General features: G+C 59.0%; 13 protein-coding genes and 1 riboswitch. Of the genes, 11 read left to right on the top strand and 2 right to left on the bottom strand.

The annotated features are described in order from the left end of the window. Positions 1–254: 254 nt before the first annotated feature. From AC0YNU_RS19340 to AC0YNU_RS19320, 5 genes are all read left to right on the top strand, one after another. Entirely contained in the window at positions 255–1514 is a 1260-nt protein-coding gene (locus tag AC0YNU_RS19340) for a DUF445 domain-containing protein (protein WP_475759596.1), read from the top strand. A 234-nt stretch (positions 1515–1748) separates the two neighbouring features. Beyond that, positions 1749–1943: riboswitch (cyclic di-AMP (ydaO/yuaA leader) on the top strand. 178 nt (positions 1944–2121) lie between these two features. Continuing rightward, positions 2122–4458 (top strand): histidine kinase, encoded by a 2337-nt coding sequence (locus AC0YNU_RS19335; protein ID WP_475759594.1) that lies wholly within the window; start codon positions 2122–2124, stop codon positions 4456–4458. Between the two features lie 178 nt (positions 4459–4636). Continuing rightward, the gene (locus AC0YNU_RS19330) at positions 4637–5524 is read left to right on the top strand and encodes a basic amino acid ABC transporter substrate-binding protein (RefSeq protein ID WP_475759592.1); all 888 of its coding nucleotides are present in this window, start codon (positions 4637–4639) and stop codon (positions 5522–5524) included. 86 nt (positions 5525–5610) lie between these two features. Continuing rightward, positions 5611–6261 carry an amino acid ABC transporter permease gene (locus AC0YNU_RS19325; protein ID WP_475759590.1) on the top strand — a complete coding sequence of 217 codons (651 nt, stop codon included), beginning with the start codon at positions 5611–5613 and terminating at the stop codon, positions 6259–6261. A 2-nt stretch (positions 6262–6263) separates the two neighbouring features. Beyond that, positions 6264–7007 carry an amino acid ABC transporter ATP-binding protein gene (locus tag AC0YNU_RS19320; protein WP_475759588.1) on the top strand — a complete coding sequence of 248 codons (744 nt, stop codon included), beginning with the start codon at positions 6264–6266 and terminating at the stop codon, positions 7005–7007. A gap of 175 nt (positions 7008–7182) precedes the next feature. Here the strand turns inward: AC0YNU_RS19320 and AC0YNU_RS19315 are convergent, their stop codons facing one another. Beyond that, positions 7183–8415, bottom strand: coding sequence for an aminopeptidase (locus AC0YNU_RS19315; RefSeq protein ID WP_475759962.1), 1233 nt, complete (start codon positions 8413–8415; stop codon positions 7183–7185). A gap of 383 nt (positions 8416–8798) precedes the next feature. Between AC0YNU_RS19315 and AC0YNU_RS19310 the strand changes: the two genes are divergently transcribed. From AC0YNU_RS19310 to AC0YNU_RS19285, 6 genes are all read left to right on the top strand, one after another. Then, positions 8799–9125 carry an MGMT family protein gene (locus AC0YNU_RS19310; protein ID WP_475759586.1) on the top strand — a complete coding sequence of 109 codons (327 nt, stop codon included), beginning with the start codon at positions 8799–8801 and terminating at the stop codon, positions 9123–9125. A gap of 24 nt (positions 9126–9149) precedes the next feature. Then, positions 9150–10070 carry a DMT family transporter gene (locus tag AC0YNU_RS19305; RefSeq protein ID WP_475759584.1) on the top strand — a complete coding sequence of 307 codons (921 nt, stop codon included), beginning with the start codon at positions 9150–9152 and terminating at the stop codon, positions 10068–10070. Positions 10071–10104: 34 nt separating this feature from the next. Next, entirely contained in the window at positions 10105–11847 is a 1743-nt protein-coding gene (locus AC0YNU_RS19300) for an ABC transporter ATP-binding protein (protein ID WP_475759582.1), read from the top strand. A 45-nt stretch (positions 11848–11892) separates the two neighbouring features. Continuing rightward, a complete protein-coding gene (locus AC0YNU_RS19295; protein ID WP_475759580.1) occupies positions 11893–13719 on the top strand; it encodes an ABC transporter ATP-binding protein in 1827 nt (608 codons plus the stop codon). 77 nt (positions 13720–13796) lie between these two features. Then, complete coding sequence (locus tag AC0YNU_RS19290; protein WP_475759578.1) at positions 13797–14870, top strand: phosphotransferase family protein; 1074 nt, start codon at positions 13797–13799, stop codon at positions 14868–14870. Positions 14871–14882: 12 nt separating this feature from the next. Continuing rightward, entirely contained in the window at positions 14883–15191 is a 309-nt protein-coding gene (locus AC0YNU_RS19285; RefSeq protein ID WP_475759576.1) for a hypothetical protein, read from the top strand. A gap of 65 nt (positions 15192–15256) precedes the next feature. On the opposite strand, the gene AC0YNU_RS19280 is transcribed toward AC0YNU_RS19285, so the two are convergent. Next, positions 15257–16273, bottom strand: coding sequence for an LLM class flavin-dependent oxidoreductase (locus AC0YNU_RS19280; RefSeq protein ID WP_475759574.1), 1017 nt, complete (start codon positions 16271–16273; stop codon positions 15257–15259). Positions 16274–16430 lie beyond the last annotated feature (157 nt).

Below are 16430 nucleotides of genomic sequence, written 5' to 3'. Positions count from 1 at the left end.
CGTGGATTTGCGCCGATGCTGTTCGTTCGAATGGGATTTCTTCGGCTGCGCAAATCGCCTGCATACCGGCAGTCCGTTCTTACCAGGGGAGCGGGCTGCCTTTATGCGCTTCCGGTGCCTTTACTGGTGCCGCGTTCGTTCTCGCTTCCAGTGCATCGCCTAGACCCGTATTCGGCGCCGCGGCCGGCCAGTCCCTTTGCAACAGGTTCGCCCATAATGGTATGGTGTAAGAAGGTAATTATAGGAGGAAGAACATGGCGAACGAATCGAAGAAAAATAAACAATTTGCCAATCTGTCGCTCGGCGGGATGGCTGCCGGCTTCGCCGCGACCCTTCCGTTCGGCGGCGGCGGGCTCGGCCTGCTGCATGCCGGCTTCGAGGCCGGCGTCATCGGCGGGCTCGCGGACTGGTTTGCCGTGACGGCGTTGTTCCGTCATCCGCTCGGCATTCCGATTCCCCATACGGCGCTGCTGCCCCGCAACCGGAAGAAAATGACGGAAGGCATCGTGCGCGTGCTGGAAGACCGGCTGCTTGCCAAGGAGAGCATGCTCGAGAAGCTGAGGCAGTTCGAGCTGATGGAGCAGCTGCTGCCGGCCGTCCGGAACGCGGTGCATTCGGCGGTGCACAGCGAACGCCTGCCGCATCTTCTGGAAGGAGCAGTCCGCAGCGTGGACGCGGATCGGATCGTGCCGCTGCTGTCCGGCGAGATTCGTGACGCCGTGAAGCGGATCGACTTGGAGGCGGCGCTGCGCGCCTTCCTGCGCAAAGCGGAGGCCGACGGCACGGATGAACGGATGCTCGACCTGCTGCTGGAGCGCGCGGAGTCGTGGATCGCGACCGAAGGCATGCGCCGCGAGCTCGGCAGCGCGGTCATGACGCTGATCAAAGGGCTGAACCTGGGCGGCCTGATGTCGTTCGCGGTGAATGCGTTCATTGGCTACCTGGAGGAAGACAAGCTGGGCACGATGCTGCAGTCGTTCGTCCTCTCCAAGATCCATGAGCTGAAGATTCCGGATACGCAGCGACGCTTCGTCGTGATGAGCAAGCTGCGCGAGGCGCTCGATATTCTTATCACGAGACTGGCGGAATCCGGTCAGCTGGACGCGATGAGAGACGAGATGCTGAACGCCTTCGATCTCGACGGCGAGCTGCATAAGCTGTTCGAACGCCTGCGGGAGCAGGGGGTCGCTTTCCTGCACGCGGAGGATTTTGCCGAGAAGACGTGGCCGTTCCTGGACGGCCTGCTGAAGCGGGTGGAAGAGAACGAAGCGCTTATCCACGATGCCGAGCAATGGCTCAAGGGGCAGGCCGCGTCGCTGATCGAGCGCAACCATGTGCGGATCGGTTCCTTCGTGAGAGAAAACCTGGACCGCCTCGACAACGACCAGTTGGTCGAGCTGATCGAAGACAAGGTCGGGCAGGATTTGCAGTGGATCCGGGTCAACGGAGCGGTCTGCGGCTTCTTGATCGGTGTGCTGTTGCGCGGGATCGAGATGGCGACTGGGAATGGATGAAGATGCCGGCATTCGCCAGCTACGGAACAGCGGCGGGGCTAATAAACCCTGCCGCTTCGCCGTTTTTACAAAAAACGTTCATTTAGCGAGGTAGCGGGAGATTGCTGGCGCCAGCCGCCATTGTAAGCGTTATATCCGAGTCGCTTGGCTGTACACGCGACCGGATTACCAGTGAATTTCCTTTACAAAAAGCGGTGGCAGGCGTAACATACGATTCGTGCTAAAACAAACAACGTGACAACTACGCTGAATTTCCGAAGTAGGAAAACGGGGGAACCAATGACAGCTCAAGCATGCGAAGCAATTGCTTCCGCGCTTGCCGTCTGGGGTGAATCCTGAGCAAGGCAGTTGCGGCAGCCGTGCTCGGGTAGGGCAGCTCTCATGCCCGAATCCGACAGCTAACCTCGTAAGCGACCTGAGAGAGGCGACGAATATGCGTGCGACAGGACACTTCATTATAAGATGTGCCAGGAAGCCGCGAAAGGCGTTCCTCTGAACAGAGGCCGTGTTTCGCCGGCTTCTTTTTTGATGCTCGTATTCATCCGGGGCATAAGTTTCGGGCAAAGATGTAAATTTATAGGTATAGGCAGGAAAGGGGCTTGTTGTTATGGCCGGCTACCGGCGTAAAACTCCGGAGGAATTGCTATTATCCATTTCGAAAATCCATCGCGGACGTCTCAAGATCTATATCGGCGCCGTCAGCGGTTCCGGAAAAACCTATCACATGCTGCGCGAGGGGCAAGCGCTTAAGCAGCAGGGGATCGAGGTGGTCGTCTGCGCGGTTTCGACGATGCGCCGTCCGGAAACCGTCGAGCAGCTCGCGGATTTGGAGCGTATTCCGAGCATCCATTGGATGAAGGGCGACGTGGAGAAGAAGGATTTGAATTTGGATGCGATCGTGGCGCGCAATCCGGAAGTGCTGCTGGTCGATTCGCTGGCGCATGAGAACCGCCCGGATGCGAAGTTTCCGACCCGGCGCGAAGATATCCGGTATTTGCTCAGCCTCGGCATCAGCGTCATCACGACGGTGAACGTGTATGAGCTGGAAGGCGTGAAGGAGCAGGCCCAGAAGCTGACCGGGATCGCGCCGGAATGCACGGTGCCAGCCGATCTGCTGGAGCTGGCGGACGAGGTGCGTCTGATCGACGTATCGCCGGAGACCATTCTGAGCAGGCTCAGCGAAGGCCGGCTGAATAACATCAAGGATCCGGAGCTGCTGAAACGCGGCAACGTCGGCAAGCTGCGCGAGCTGGCCCTTCGCCTGGTGGCGGAGGGAGTAAACGAGTCGCTGGAGAAATACCGCGAGGAACAGGGATTTATCGGACCTTCCGGCGCATCGGAGCGCATTCTGGTTGCGGCGCAGTACCACATCAACGGCTCCATCTATATACGGCGCGGGCAGCAGATTGCCAAACGGCTCGGAGGCGACCTGCAGGTCGTCGTCTTCAACGATTCCAGCCAGGAGCAGACCAAGGAGCGCGAGGCATTCAAGAAATCGATCATGAAGCTGGTCGAGAAGGTTGGAGCCGGCTTCCGCGAGATTGCCGTCTCGAACCGCAAGCAGGTGCCGCGGGCGATGATTCGCTATGCGATGCTGATTAACGCGACGCGCATCGTCATGGGCCATTCCAAGCAGACCCGCTCGGAAGAGCTGCTTCATGGCTCCATTGCGCACAGCCTGCTGAAGCAGACGCGCAATATCGACGTGTTCTTCATGGCCGACCGCGCCGAGCATGAGGGCGAGCGGGTGCTGCCGACGAAGCGCGACGTGCCGAAGCCGGCATCCGAGCCTTACCGTCGCCTGAGCGAGCAGGAGGTCGAGAAGAAGATCGAGCGTATCCGGCGGGGGACGTTCAAGGTATACGTCGGAGCGGCGCCGGGCGCCGGCAAGACGTATATGATGCTTCGCGAGGGAAATGACTTGCTTCGCAAGGATATCGATGTCGTCATCGGCTGCGTCGATGCGCACGGAAGGCCGGATACGGAAGCCCAGATCGGCCGCTTGGCGGCCGTTCCCCGAATTGCGATCGGGGAGAACGGCGCCGAGGAAATGGACGTCGCGGCGATCATTGCGCGCAATCCGGAGGTCGTGCTGATCGACGAGCTGGCGCATGCCAATGTGCCGGGCAGCCGCAACAAGCATCGCTACGAGGATATTCAGGAACTGCTCGATGCGGGCATATCGGTCATCTCGACAATGAACGTACAGCATTTGGAGAGTCTGAAGGATGCCGTGGAACAAATCACGGGAACGAAAGTAACCGAGACGGTGCCTGACCAATTTCTCCGCATGGCGGATGAAATGGAGCTGATCGACGTAGCGCCGAGCGCGCTGCAGGAGCGGTTGCGGGATGGACAGATTTGCAGGGCCGAGGACGTGGAAGGCGAGCTTGCCGGCATCTTCAAGACCGGCAATCTGATCGCGCTGCGCGAGCTGGCGCTGCGCGAGATCGCCGACGATGTGGATGAACGCCTGGAGTCGTGGGAGCGTCACGGCTCGCTGCGCGGACCATGGCGCCGCCACGAATCGATCTTCGTCGGCGTCACGACGAGCAAGAACGCGGAGCGGCTTATCCGCCGCGGTTTCCGCATCGCCTACCGGCTTAAGGCCGATTGGCATGTGCATTATGTGCGTCCCGAAGGGGAGCGTTCGGCTGCCTGCGACCAGCGGATCGAGGAGATCAAAGCGCTGGTCGACCGGCTGGGCGGCACGTTCGAAGCCGAGAACGGCGTAGCCGCGAACCGGATTCCGGACGCGCTGCTGGCGAAGGCGAACGAGCTGAAGAGCACGCAGATGATTCTGGGCCAGTCGGGACGCGGCTTCTGGAGCCGGCTGAAGCAGAAACCGGTTATCGATACGGTTTTGCGGGAAGGCCGTCATATGGATGTTCTGATCGTGGCGGATTTCAATCCGAACATGGCGCTTGGGGAAGAGGAAGAGTAGAATAGATCGGCGTTCGGACATTAACGTCCGGTTCTGCTGCGGAAACGCGGAGGACCGGACGTTTTTTTGCGAACATAATGTTAGATTATCTTACATAGATATCACAAAAGGATTGAATAACCGAACAATTCTTGATAGGATGGGATTGAAATTCGGATTCTATCGAGGAGGACGCGACATGAATAGACGATTGGCGTTAGGTATTGTGACAATTCTGTCTGCTGCCATGCTTGCCGGCTGCGGAGCGAAGAAGGTTGTCAATGAGACTGAAGGCGCTGCAACAGGTAGCGAGAATAACGGAAATGTCGCAGCGGGTAGCAGCAACAGCGTCACCGGCGGAAACGCCGCCGAGGAGACGACGTATCTGTTTGCCAGCGATGGCAGCTACGCACCGATGGAATATTTGGATAAGGATGAATTGAAGGGCTTCGATATCGATTTTCTCGAAGCGGTCATGAAGGAAGCCGGTCTGAAGTACGAGGTCCGCAACGTCGCTTGGGACGCGATGCTGGAGAGCGTAAAGCAAGGCACGGAATTCCAAGCCGGCGTATCAAGCATATCGATCACCCCGGAGCGGGGAGAAACCTACGATTTTTCCATGCCTTATTTTGAATCCAAGAACGTCATCCTCGTCAAGGAAGACAGCGACATCCAGAGCGCGGAGGACCTGAAGGACAAGAAGGTCGCGCTGCAGGGCGGAACGACGGCGGATATTCTTATGACGAAGATCATGGGCGAAGGCAATACGGACCTGAAGAAATTCGACAGCAACGCGGTCGCCCTGCTGGAGCTCGACCAAGGCGGCGCGGATGCGGTCGTCGCGGACATCGCCATCGTGCGGGATTACATCAAGAACAATCCCGGCAAGAAATACAAGGAAGTGGTGGACGACGTCAACTTCAATCCGGAATATTACGGGCTTGCTTATCCGAAGGGCAGCGAGCTGAAGGCGAAGTTGGATCCGGCGATCAAGGCAATTATCGAGAACGGCACGTACGCGGATATCTACAAGAAATGGTTCGACGAAGCGCCGGACACGACGCATTTGCTGGAAACGAAATCTTAGACGGATGGCGGGGCATGCGTAATCGAGAACGTTACGCGTGCCCTTGCTGTCCCTGCAGCTGAGCGAATGCGAAAGGGCGAGTGGACATGGATTTCAGATTCGATATTATACGGGATTATTTGCCGCTGCTGCTGCGGGGCACGGTGTATACGGTATGCATTTCGCTGGCGTCGATCGCGCTGGGTTCGATACTTGGACTGGGCGTCAGCTTAGGCAAAATGTCGCGTTATTGGTTCTTACGCTGGCCGATGCACGCGTACATCAATTTCTTCCGCGGGACGCCGTTGCTCGTCCAAATTTATATGGTGCATTTCGGCCTTATTCCGCTCCTCTACGGCAAGACGGACGCGATCGTGGCGGCGGTGACCGCGTTGTCGCTCAATGCGGCGGCGTACACGGCGGAAATCTACCGGGCCGGCATCCAGTCCATCGACAAGGGACAGACGGAAGCGGCGCTGTCGATCGGCATGTCGCCATGGCAGGCGATGCGGAGCGTCGTGCTGCCGCAGGCGGTGAGACGGATGATTCCGGCGTTCGGCAACGAGTTTATCGTGCTGCTGAAGGATTCCTCGCTGGTCGCGCTGATCGCGACGCCCGAAATCATGTACTGGAGCAGCGCGATGAAGAATCAGTACATCCGGGTTTGGGAGCCGTATTTGACGGCGGCGCTGATTTATTTTATTTTGACGTACACGCTCAATAAGCTGTTGGTTCTGCTGGAAAGGAAGGTGAACTAACGATGGCGTCGGCACATATGCCCATCATTCAAGTGACGAACGTGTCGAAGCGGTTCGGGAAGCACGAGGTGCTGTCGGACATTACGCTCGACGTCGCGCCGCGCGAGGTGCTCGTCGTCATCGGACCCTCCGGCTCCGGCAAGTCCACCTTGCTGCGCTGCCTCAACTTGCTGGAGCAGCCGAGCGGCGGCGAGATCGTCATCGACGGCATGCCGCTGCTGGCGAAAGAGACGAATATCGTCTCCGTCCGCGCGGAGCTCGGCATGGTGTTTCAGCAGTTCAATCTGTTTCCGCACCTGAAGGTGCTGGACAACATCACGCTGGGGCCGTTGCGCGTCCGCAAATGGCCGGCGGCAAAGGCGCGCGACAAGGCGATGGAACTGCTGCGCAAGGTCGGCCTGGAGGACAAAGCCGGCGCTTATCCGTCGTCGCTCTCCGGCGGTCAGGCACAGCGCGTCGCGATCGCCCGCGCGCTCGCGATGGAGCCGAAGATCATGCTCTTCGACGAGCCGACGTCGGCGCTCGACCCCGAGATGGTCGGCGAGGTGCTCGCAGTCATGAAGCAGCTGGCGAAGGAAGGGATGACGATGGTCGTCGTCACGCACGAAATGGGCTTCGCCCGCGAGGTCGGCGACCGGGTCCTCTTCATGGAGCAGGGCCGCATCGTGGAACAGGGGGAGCCGAAGGCGCTGTTCGAGCGTCCGCAGCAAGAGCGGACGCGGGTTTTTCTGTCCAAGGTGCTGTAGCGGCGATGATTGAATGTACTGCGGGTTAGGTGAATCTTACCCGCCATTAAAAATAAAACGCTGGGAAGTCCGATTGCGGACATCCCAGCGTTTTTTAGCATGCATGATGCTGCTTGATTAGATGAAGCATTGACAGGCGGCCAGCTCGCAAGCGGCCAACCGGTGCAAACCCGAGCTAGATCGCCCAGTTGCCGCCGCGCATCAGGGGCTCGGCAGAACCATCGGCGCGGATGCCGTCGATGTCGAGTTCGGCGGAGCCGATCATGAAGTCGACGTGAACGAGGCTGGTGTTAAGGCCGGCGGCGATTTGCTGCTCTTCGTTCATTTCTTTGCCGCCCTCGATGCAGAACGCGTACGCTTTGCCGATGGCAAGGTGGCAGGAGGCGTTCTCGTCGAACAGCGTGTTGTAGAAGATGATGTTCGTATCCGAGATCGGCGAACGGTGCGGCACGAGCGCGACTTCGCCCAAGAACGCGGCGCCTTCGTCGGTGCCGATGAGGTTCTTCAGCACCTCAAGGCCTTCCTCCGCCTGAATGTCGATCACCTTGCCGTCCTTGAAGGTCAGCACGAAGTCCTTGATCAGGTTGCCGCCGTAGCTAAGCGGCTTCGTGCTGGTGACGGTGCCGTTCACGCCGCCGCGCAGCGGAGCGGTGAACACTTCTTCCGTCGGCATGTTGGCGACGAAGATATCGCCTTTCGTGTTCTCGCTGCCCGCGCTGATCCAAATATGGCCGGGCGCAAGCTCCAGCGTCAGGTCCGTGCCCGGGCCGGTGTAGCGGAGCGCAAAGTATTTCTTCTCGTTCAGGAAAGCGGCCTTCGTATCGAGCGTCTCGATATGCGTCTTCCAAGCGGCTACCGGGTCCGGCTCGTTGATGCGCGTCGCCGCGAAGATCGCGTCCCACAGGGCGTCCTCTTGCTGCTCGGACGCAACGTCCGGGAATACTTTGGCGGCCCAGTCCTGCGAAGGGACGGCTACGATCGACCAGCTGACTTTGTCCGACATCGTGTATGTACGCCATGTCTTGAGCGCGATGCCCGCAGCCTTATTGGCATTGGCAATCCGCTCCGGGTTGATGCCCTTCAGCAGATCGGGGTTGGCCGCGATGATGCTTAGGAAAGCCGCGTTATCCTTGGCCATATCTTCCCAGCCCTGCGCGCGCCACTGCGGGTACTCCGTAAACGCCTCGTCGGGAGCGAGCTCGTACTTGGTGCGGGTAACGACATCGTCGTTCCACTCGACGTGGACGTTCTTGGCGCCCACTTCGTAGGCTTTCTTCACGACCATGCGCACGAACGGCGCGGAAGAGATGCCGGCCGTGACGACAAGCGTTTGTCCGGGCTGCACGTTCACGCCGACCTCGACGGCAAGCGCCGCGTAGCGTTCAAGCTTGGTTTGGAAATCATTTATCATTGAAAACACTCCTTACGTTCATATAGCCCTATTTTAGCATAAAAGGTCTTCAAACCCTAAAGCGGGAAAGGGGCCAGGAATGAAATTCCAGCCGAAACGGACGAAGCGGATCTGGTTGCGCGGGGATGCTTGAACTTGGATTCGAAAGGTCATTTATCAGGAAAATTGGCGAAGGCCCATCAGAAAATTTTACGAACATATTTTCGTATAAATGGCTGTGTGCACGGTAGAAGTACGCTATACTAGGAAATACTAGAAATACATCAGGAGCTCGGCTGGCGGAAGGTGAACGCGAAGGTAAAGAAGCGGATGGAGATAATGTCCGATGCTTCGAGCATAAGCCGTCTCCCGGGCCGCCGCGCGAAAGGAAGGTTCGAGGATTGACGCCTTTTACAGCAGACGTAGTGAACATCATTCGGAGCATACCGCCCGGCCGGGTCATGACCTATGGCGGGATCGCGGAACGGGCGGGAAGCCCGCGCGCCGCAAGGCAGGTGGTCCGCATTCTCCACTCCATGAGCGGGAAGCACGATTTGCCGTGGCACCGCGTCATCAACGCCAAGGGTGAAATCGCGATCGGCAGCGACGAGGGACGGTTTATGCAGCGCGCGCTCCTTGAAGAGGAAGGCGTCTACGTCAATCCGGCGGGAGTCGTCGATTTGACGGAATTCCGGTACGAGCAGGACCAGCCGAGTGAAGTGGAATGATATGAAGGAAAGAAGGATGTTTCGGTGCCAAGACTCGTCTATGTCGCGCTTCTGTGTTTAAGTCTCATCTGGGGCGGGTCGTTTTATTTCATCAAAATGCTTTTGCACGATTTCGGACCGTGGTCCATCGCGTGCCTGCGTTCGACCTGCGGACTTGCCGTCGTACTGCTCGTTATGCTTGTCCTCCGCAAGCCGTTCGGATTTCGCGCGATTCCATGGTTTGCGATGTTCGTCATGGCGGTCATTAATACGGCGGTGCCCTGGACGCTCATCGCGTTCAGCGAACAGCGGATTACGAGCGGAATGGCCTCGATTCTGAATGCGACCACGCCGGTGTGGACGGTGCTCGTCGGCATGGCGTTTTTCCGCGGTCGCTCCGGCCGGATGCAATGGGTTGGCCTCGCCGTCGCCACGTGCGGTCTGCTTGTCCTGCTGGGCATTCGGCCGGGTGCGCTGCTGTCCGTGGACGGAATCGGTTTTGTCGGCATGATGGGTGCGGCCTGCTGCTACGGCATCGGCTCTCAGCTGTCCAAGCGGTTGTCCGTGCGCGGCTGCACGACGTATCAAATCACCTATGGGACGCTGATCAGCAGTGCGGTGCTTTGCGGAGTCATGTCCTTAATGACGGAATCCATCGAACTTCCAAGCCTGACATCCATGTCCAACATACCGATGCTCATCGGTTTGGGCTTATTTGGCTCCGGCATTGCCTATCTGCTGTTCTACTATATGGTGGAGAAGGGAAGCGCCGAGTTTGCCTCCATGGTCACGTATCTCGTGCCATCGACGGCCTTGGTGTGGGGCTATGCGCTGCTGAACGAGACGATTAAATGGAACATGCTTGCCGGGCTCGTCATTATTTTGGCCGGCGTCTTCCTGGCCGGGCGCAAAGGTCCGGGCGGCGAGCGGCTGCCGGCGCGGCGGAAGGGCGTTCCATCAAGTTGAGCCCTTGAGGGCAGAAGGAAATGGGGGAGAAAGCGTGTCTTTCGTAACAAGGCTGCAATGGTTTTTCAAAACAAGATGGCTGCATTATACGGCAGCGATCCTGCTCATGGCGACGGTCAACCTGCTTCAGACGATCCCGCCCAAAATGATCGGAAACACGATCGACGATATTCAGAAGGGCAGCTTGAACGCGGCGGAGCTGAGCCATACCGTACTGCTGCTGATCGGCTTGGCGCTGGGGATGTATGTGCTGGTGTACGTCTGGATCACGACGCTGTACGGCAACTCCGTGCTGCTGGAGAAGCTGCTTCGGGGACGCTTCATGGCGCATCTGACGCGAATGAAACCGAGCTTCTTCCAGCGCAACAGCACGGGGCAGCTCATGGCGCTCGCCACGAACGATATTCTGGCGATCGGCAATACGGCCGGCTACGGCGTCATGACCCTCGTCAATACGCTGGTCGGCGCCTCCGTCGTCATCATCACGATGATCTCGCTGATCGATTACAGGCTCATGCTGGCCGCGCTTATTCCGCTGCCGCTGCTTGCGGTCGTCATCAGCTACCTCGGCGGAAAGGTGAGGGTTCGCTTCCTCGCGGCCCAGGATGCGTTCGGCAAAATGAACGACCACGCGCTGGAGTCCATTTCCGGTATCCGGGTGCTGCGTTCTTACGTGCAGGAGAAACAGGACATAACCGCCTTCGACGGCGTGACGACCGGGGTCATGGATCGGAACCGGGAAGTATCGCTGCTGAACGCGCTGTTCCAGCCGCTCATCTCCCTCATCGTCGGCATCAGCTACTCCATCGGCATTGGGTACGGCTCGTATTTGGTCTTTCATGATGAAATCTCGCTGGGACAATTGATTTCGTTCAACATTTATTTGGGCATGCTCATTTGGCCGATGATTTCGTTCGGGGAGTTCATTAACGTGCTGCAGCGCGGCAACGCTTCCGCGGATCGCGTAGAGAAGTCGCTTATCCAGCAGCCGGACTTGGCCGACCCGGCACAACCTGTCCAAGTCGACGTGCCGGAGGTTATCGAGATGCGCGGACTGACGTTCACGTATCCGGCCGCCGAGCATCCGAGCCTGAAGGACGTTTCCTTCTCGCTCGCGCGCGGCGGAACGCTCGGCGTCGTCGGACGCACGGGCAGCGGGAAGAGCACGCTGCTCAAGCAGCTGCTGCGGCAATATCCGCTCGCGGAGAAGCAGCTGTTCATTGCCGGCGTTCCCGTGGAAGAGATCCTGCTCGACCGGGTGAAGCAATGGGTCGCGTATGTGCCGCAGGAGCATCTGCTGCTGTCCAAGTCGATTCGCGACAATATCGCGCTCGGCAAGCCGGACGCGACGGATGAGGAGATCGCCAAGGCGGTGGAGATGGCATCCTTCACCTCCGATGTCGCGCTCATGCCGGAAGGACTGGGAACCATCGTCGGCGAGAACGGCGTCATGCTCTCGGGCGGCCAGAAGCAGCGGCTGGCGATTGCAAGGGCGCTCTTGCTGGATGCGGAAATTCTGGCGATGGACGATTCGCTGTCGGCCGTCGATGCCCGGACCGAGAGCCGGATTCTGCAGCATATCCGGCGGGAACGCGCGGGTAAAACCACCTTCATTACCACGCATCGCCTGTCTGCCGTCAGTCATGCGGACTGGATTCTCGTGCTTGACGAAGGCCGCGTCCTGGAAGAAGGGACGCATGAGCAGCTGATGCACTTCGGCGGCTGGTACCGGAAGCAATGGGACCGTCAGCAGATGGAAGCCGGGCTGCAGGAGTAGGCATTTTATGCGCCCTTCGGGGTGACATCGTCAGGAGGTCGTCCGATGAAATCAACCACGACGAGCAGGCTGTCCCGCTATGCCCTCGTCTACAAATACCGTATTATCGCGGCTATTCTCATTCTGTGCTGCGCCGTCGGCGCCGAACTGGGCGGGCCGTATATCGCCAAAACCATCATCGATAAGCATTTGTCCTCAGGCGAAGGTGACATCGGCGCCGTTCTTCGGCTGCTGGGCCTGTATATGGGTCTGCTGCTGACGGCCAGCGTCTGCAATTTCACCCAGTCGTATATGCTGCAAGCCACTGCGCTGCGCATTATCAAGAATATGCGGATGGATCTGATGAAGCATATTTCCCGCATACCGGTGCGGTATTTTGACAATACGCCGATCGGCCAGGTCGTCTCGCGTATTGCCAACGATACGGAAGCGATCCGCGATTTGTTCATGAGCTTCATGGCAACGTTCGTCGTGAGCATCGTGCAGCTGATCGGCATCTACACGGCTTTGTTCATCCTGGATGCCCGGCTGGCGTTATTCACGCTGCTGCTGCCGCCGCTGTTCGTCGTGATCATGTACGTGCATCTGAAATACTCCAAGGTGTACATCACCATTATGCGCGCCCGGCTGAGCGACATGAATGCGATGTTCAGCGAGACGATCAACGTCATGCCGGTCATCCAGGCCTTTCGCCGGGAGAAAGTGACGATCGACGAGTTCGAGACGCTTAATCACGACAGATACATCAATCAAGTGAAACAGTTTCGCGTCTTCTCGCTGTCCTCGCGTAATATCGTCGGCACGATCGGCGGCCTGTTGACGGCAGGAGTCATCTGGTATTTCGGGAACGAGTCGCTCACGGCGGCATCCATATCGTTCGGCGTGTTCTATGCGTTCATCGATTATTTGGGCCGGATCTTCCAGCCGATCATCGGGTTCTTCGACCAGCTTATGAATGCGCAGCGCGCATTCGTGTCCGCGGACAAAGTGTTCGCGATTATGGATATCGAAGGCACGGAAGTGGAGGGAGCGGAAGGAACGGCCCGTCCGGAGGGCGTCGTGAAATTCGATAACGTCACCTTCGCCTACAAGGAAGGCGAGAATGTCCTGAAAGGCATTTCGTTCGAAGCGCGCAAGGGCGAGACGCTTGCGCTGGTCGGCCATACGGGCTCCGGCAAGAGCTCGATCATGAACCTGCTGCTCGGTTTCTACGAGCCGCAGCAGGGCGTCATCTCCATCGACGGGCGTGATATCCGGAAGTTCTCGAAGCAATCGCTGCGCAAGCATATGGGCATCGTGCTGCAGGATCCGTTCCTGTTCGCGGGCGACATCATGTTCAACGTCAGCCTGTATAATAAAGACATTACGCCGGACCGCGTGAAGGGCGCGCTGCGCGAAGTCGGCGCATCGGCGTTCATCGAGCAGCTGCCGAACGGCTATGCCGAGCAGGTCGTTGAGCGGGGCAGCACGCTGTCTTCCGGTCAACGGCAGCTTATCTCGTTTGCCCGGGCGCTCGCTTTCGATCCGTCCATCCTCATCTTGGACGAGGCGACGGCGAGCATCGACAGCGAGACGGAGGGGCTCATCCAGCAGGCGCTGAAGGTCGTGAGCGAGGGGCGGACGACGCTGGTCATCGCGCATCGCCTGTCGACGATCCGCGATGCCGATCAAATACTCGTCCTTCATCGCGGCGAGATTGTCGAGCGCGGCAATCATCGCGAGCTGATGGCTCTAGGGGGAAGGTATTTTAAAATGTACCAGCTGCAGACGGGCGAAAACGCATTGAAGCCAACCGAAGGTGCGGTTCCGGATAGTGGGACGGCCTCAGGGAGCGGAACGCCGCAAACGGGCGGGTCGCCGATCGTGATCTAGCTCGGCGGCTGCAAACGCAACCTTGCAAGGCTGCGGATGACTGCTGAACTGCGTGTAATTGGAGGGGAGCAGCGGAAATGAACGAGTGGATAAAACCGGACGGCACGCTGAATGAAGCGTTAGTCGAAGGACGGGAGACGCTGTACACGGGAATGAACGGGCAGCGCGTGGAGCGGCTGTTTCTAGTGACGGGAGAGAGCGTGATCTACAAGCCGCTGACCAATGACAGCCAGCTTGGCAGGGAAGCGTGGGTATATGAGCATGTTTTGCCGGCGTTTCCGCCTATATACCCTCGGCTTCTTGCGTATTCGGGGGTCAGGGGAGAAGCATGGGGGCAAGCGGGCATGCCGGCTGGAGAAGAAGCGGCCTCAGGCTCAGCCTCAGCCAATGCTGATGAAGTGGTGACGTCCGACTTGGAGAAAAGGGACGGCGATGGCTGCTGGTGTCTGTTCGAGGACTTGGGCCCGCTGTCTCACGCGTTCGCCGTTCGGACGGCTGCCGGGTTAATCCCTTCGATTGCCCATTGGCAGGCGCTGCCGACGGAAGGACTGCAAACTGCTCCGCTGCTCGGACCCAAGCCGATGATCGAGGTGCTTCTGCAGGACGTCCTGAGGCAGGAAGAGGAGCTGAGGGCTGCACTGACTGAGATTCAGTGCGGCAGCGAATTGCTGGCTTTGGTGCTGGATCCTGTACGGATCGGCGGGGAGCTGCCTGCCGGCTGGATGCGCCGGGTTCTATCCCACGGCGACCTGCATCTAGGCAACTATGCGCTGGTGAACGGGGAGGCCAAGGTGCTGGACTGGGAGCATGTCCACCTTAACAGTCCGTACTGGGATTTGTATCATTTGCTGGACCTGTCGCACCCGGTTTTCCCGAAGGTATTGGACGTTGTATCGAGGCAGCACTTACTGGATTCGTATGTGCAGGAAGCGCGTTTGCTCGGCGCGGAGGTTGAGGCTGTCGGTTTTAAAAGGGAATATGCCCGCTTCGCGGCCGTGTTCTCGCTGTGGATGCTGCTTCTGATCGAGAAGGATCTGAAGGCGGCAGCGGCAGCTGCCGGATTGCCTGCCAAATGGTCGCCGGAGCAGCTGCGCAGGCAGCGGACGGAGACGATCGACAGCTTCGTCCAGTGCGCGGAGATGCTGGGTTAAAACTCGGGAGGGATGGCCTGCCTATGGATAAGGAACCTCGAACGGAAACCGCGCTGCTATCGGAATGCTGAAGGGCTGGTTGAGCGGCTGCTTGCGGACGGGGAAGCGCGTGGAATCAGCATCAATACTAGCGTTGGACCGGCTTTATTGGATAACGCGTATTACCAGGGCGTGCAATTCACGATCAAAACCCGGATCGAGGGGCGCGAGCATGACATCGGCGACGGCGGATTCGTCGATTGGACGCAGCGGCTGCTCGGCAGCAAGAAGGAACGGTTGCTGATCAGCGCCATCGGGCTATTCCGGCTGCTGCTGCCTTGAATTATGGGCGAGCGTTGTAAAAAAGCACTCTCCTGACTGGCGGTCAGGAGAGTGCTTTTTGATGTTTAGACGGATGCTTGCAGGTTGCCGGCCTCGGCGATGAGCTCAAAGGAGTGCATCCGTGCGCCGTGATCGTAAATTTGGGAAGTAACGATGAGCTCATCGGCCATCGTATCCCGGAGAATCTCCTGCAGGCGCGCTTCGACCGCAGCCTTGCTGCCGGTGATGCCGAATTGGAACTTGGACTGCAGCGCTTCGCGTTCATGCGGCTGCCACAGATCGTCCATGTTGTCGACCGGCGGTCTCAGCTTGCCTGGACGTCCCCGGATTAAGCTGAGAAATTGCTGCTGCTGCGAGGTCGCGAGGCGTTTCGCCTCTTCGTCCGTATCTGCGGCTACGATGTTGACGCCGACCATAATATAAGGCTTGTCGAGCGCTTCCGATGGGCGGAAGCTGCTGCGATACAGATGAATGGCAGGCATCAGATATTCGGGAGCAAAATGGCTCGCAAACGAGAACGGCAGGCCAAGCTCGCCCGCCAGCTTGGCGCTGAAGCCGCTCGAGCCGAGCAGCCAGATCGGCACGTTCAGCCCTTCGCCGGGCGTCGCGCGGACGGGACGGAACTCATCGGCCGGCGGATTGAAGTAAGCGCGGAGCTCGGACAGCAGCTCGGGGAATTCCTGTCCGTGCGTCGCCAAGTCGCGGCGCAGCGCACGTGCGGTCGTCTGGTCGGAGCCGGGCGCGCGGCCGAGGCCGAGGTCGATTCGGCCGGGGTACATGGACTCCAGCGTGCCGAATTGCTCGGCGATGACCAGCGGCGCATGGTTCGGCAGCATAATGCCGCCGGAGCCGACGCGAATCCGCTTCGTGCCGCCTGCTACATAGCCGATGACGACGGACGTGGCGGAGCTGGCGATGCCGGCCATGTTATGATGCTCCGCCAACCAGTAGCGGTTATAGCCCAGGCGCTCGGCATGTCGGGCCAATTCCAGCGTTTGCGGGAAAGCCGCGGCAGGCGTGCCGCCTTCTACGACAGGAGCCAAATCCAATACGGAAAGTGGAACGGAACGTTCAAGGGTCATGTTGAAAAACCTCCTAAAAGTTTTGCGGCGGAGCCGCGAGCCGGGAAACCCGGCGAGACAAGCAAAACTACATCGGAAGCATACGCTAAGTTTTGCGGCGGAGCCGCGAAGCCGGGGAACCCGGCGAGACAAGCAAAACTACATCGGAAGCATACGC

The organism is Paenibacillus sp. J31P316, from assembly GCF_056269105.1.
Note: the sequence above shows the minus strand (reverse complement) of the source record. Positions and strands in the feature narration are given on the sequence as shown.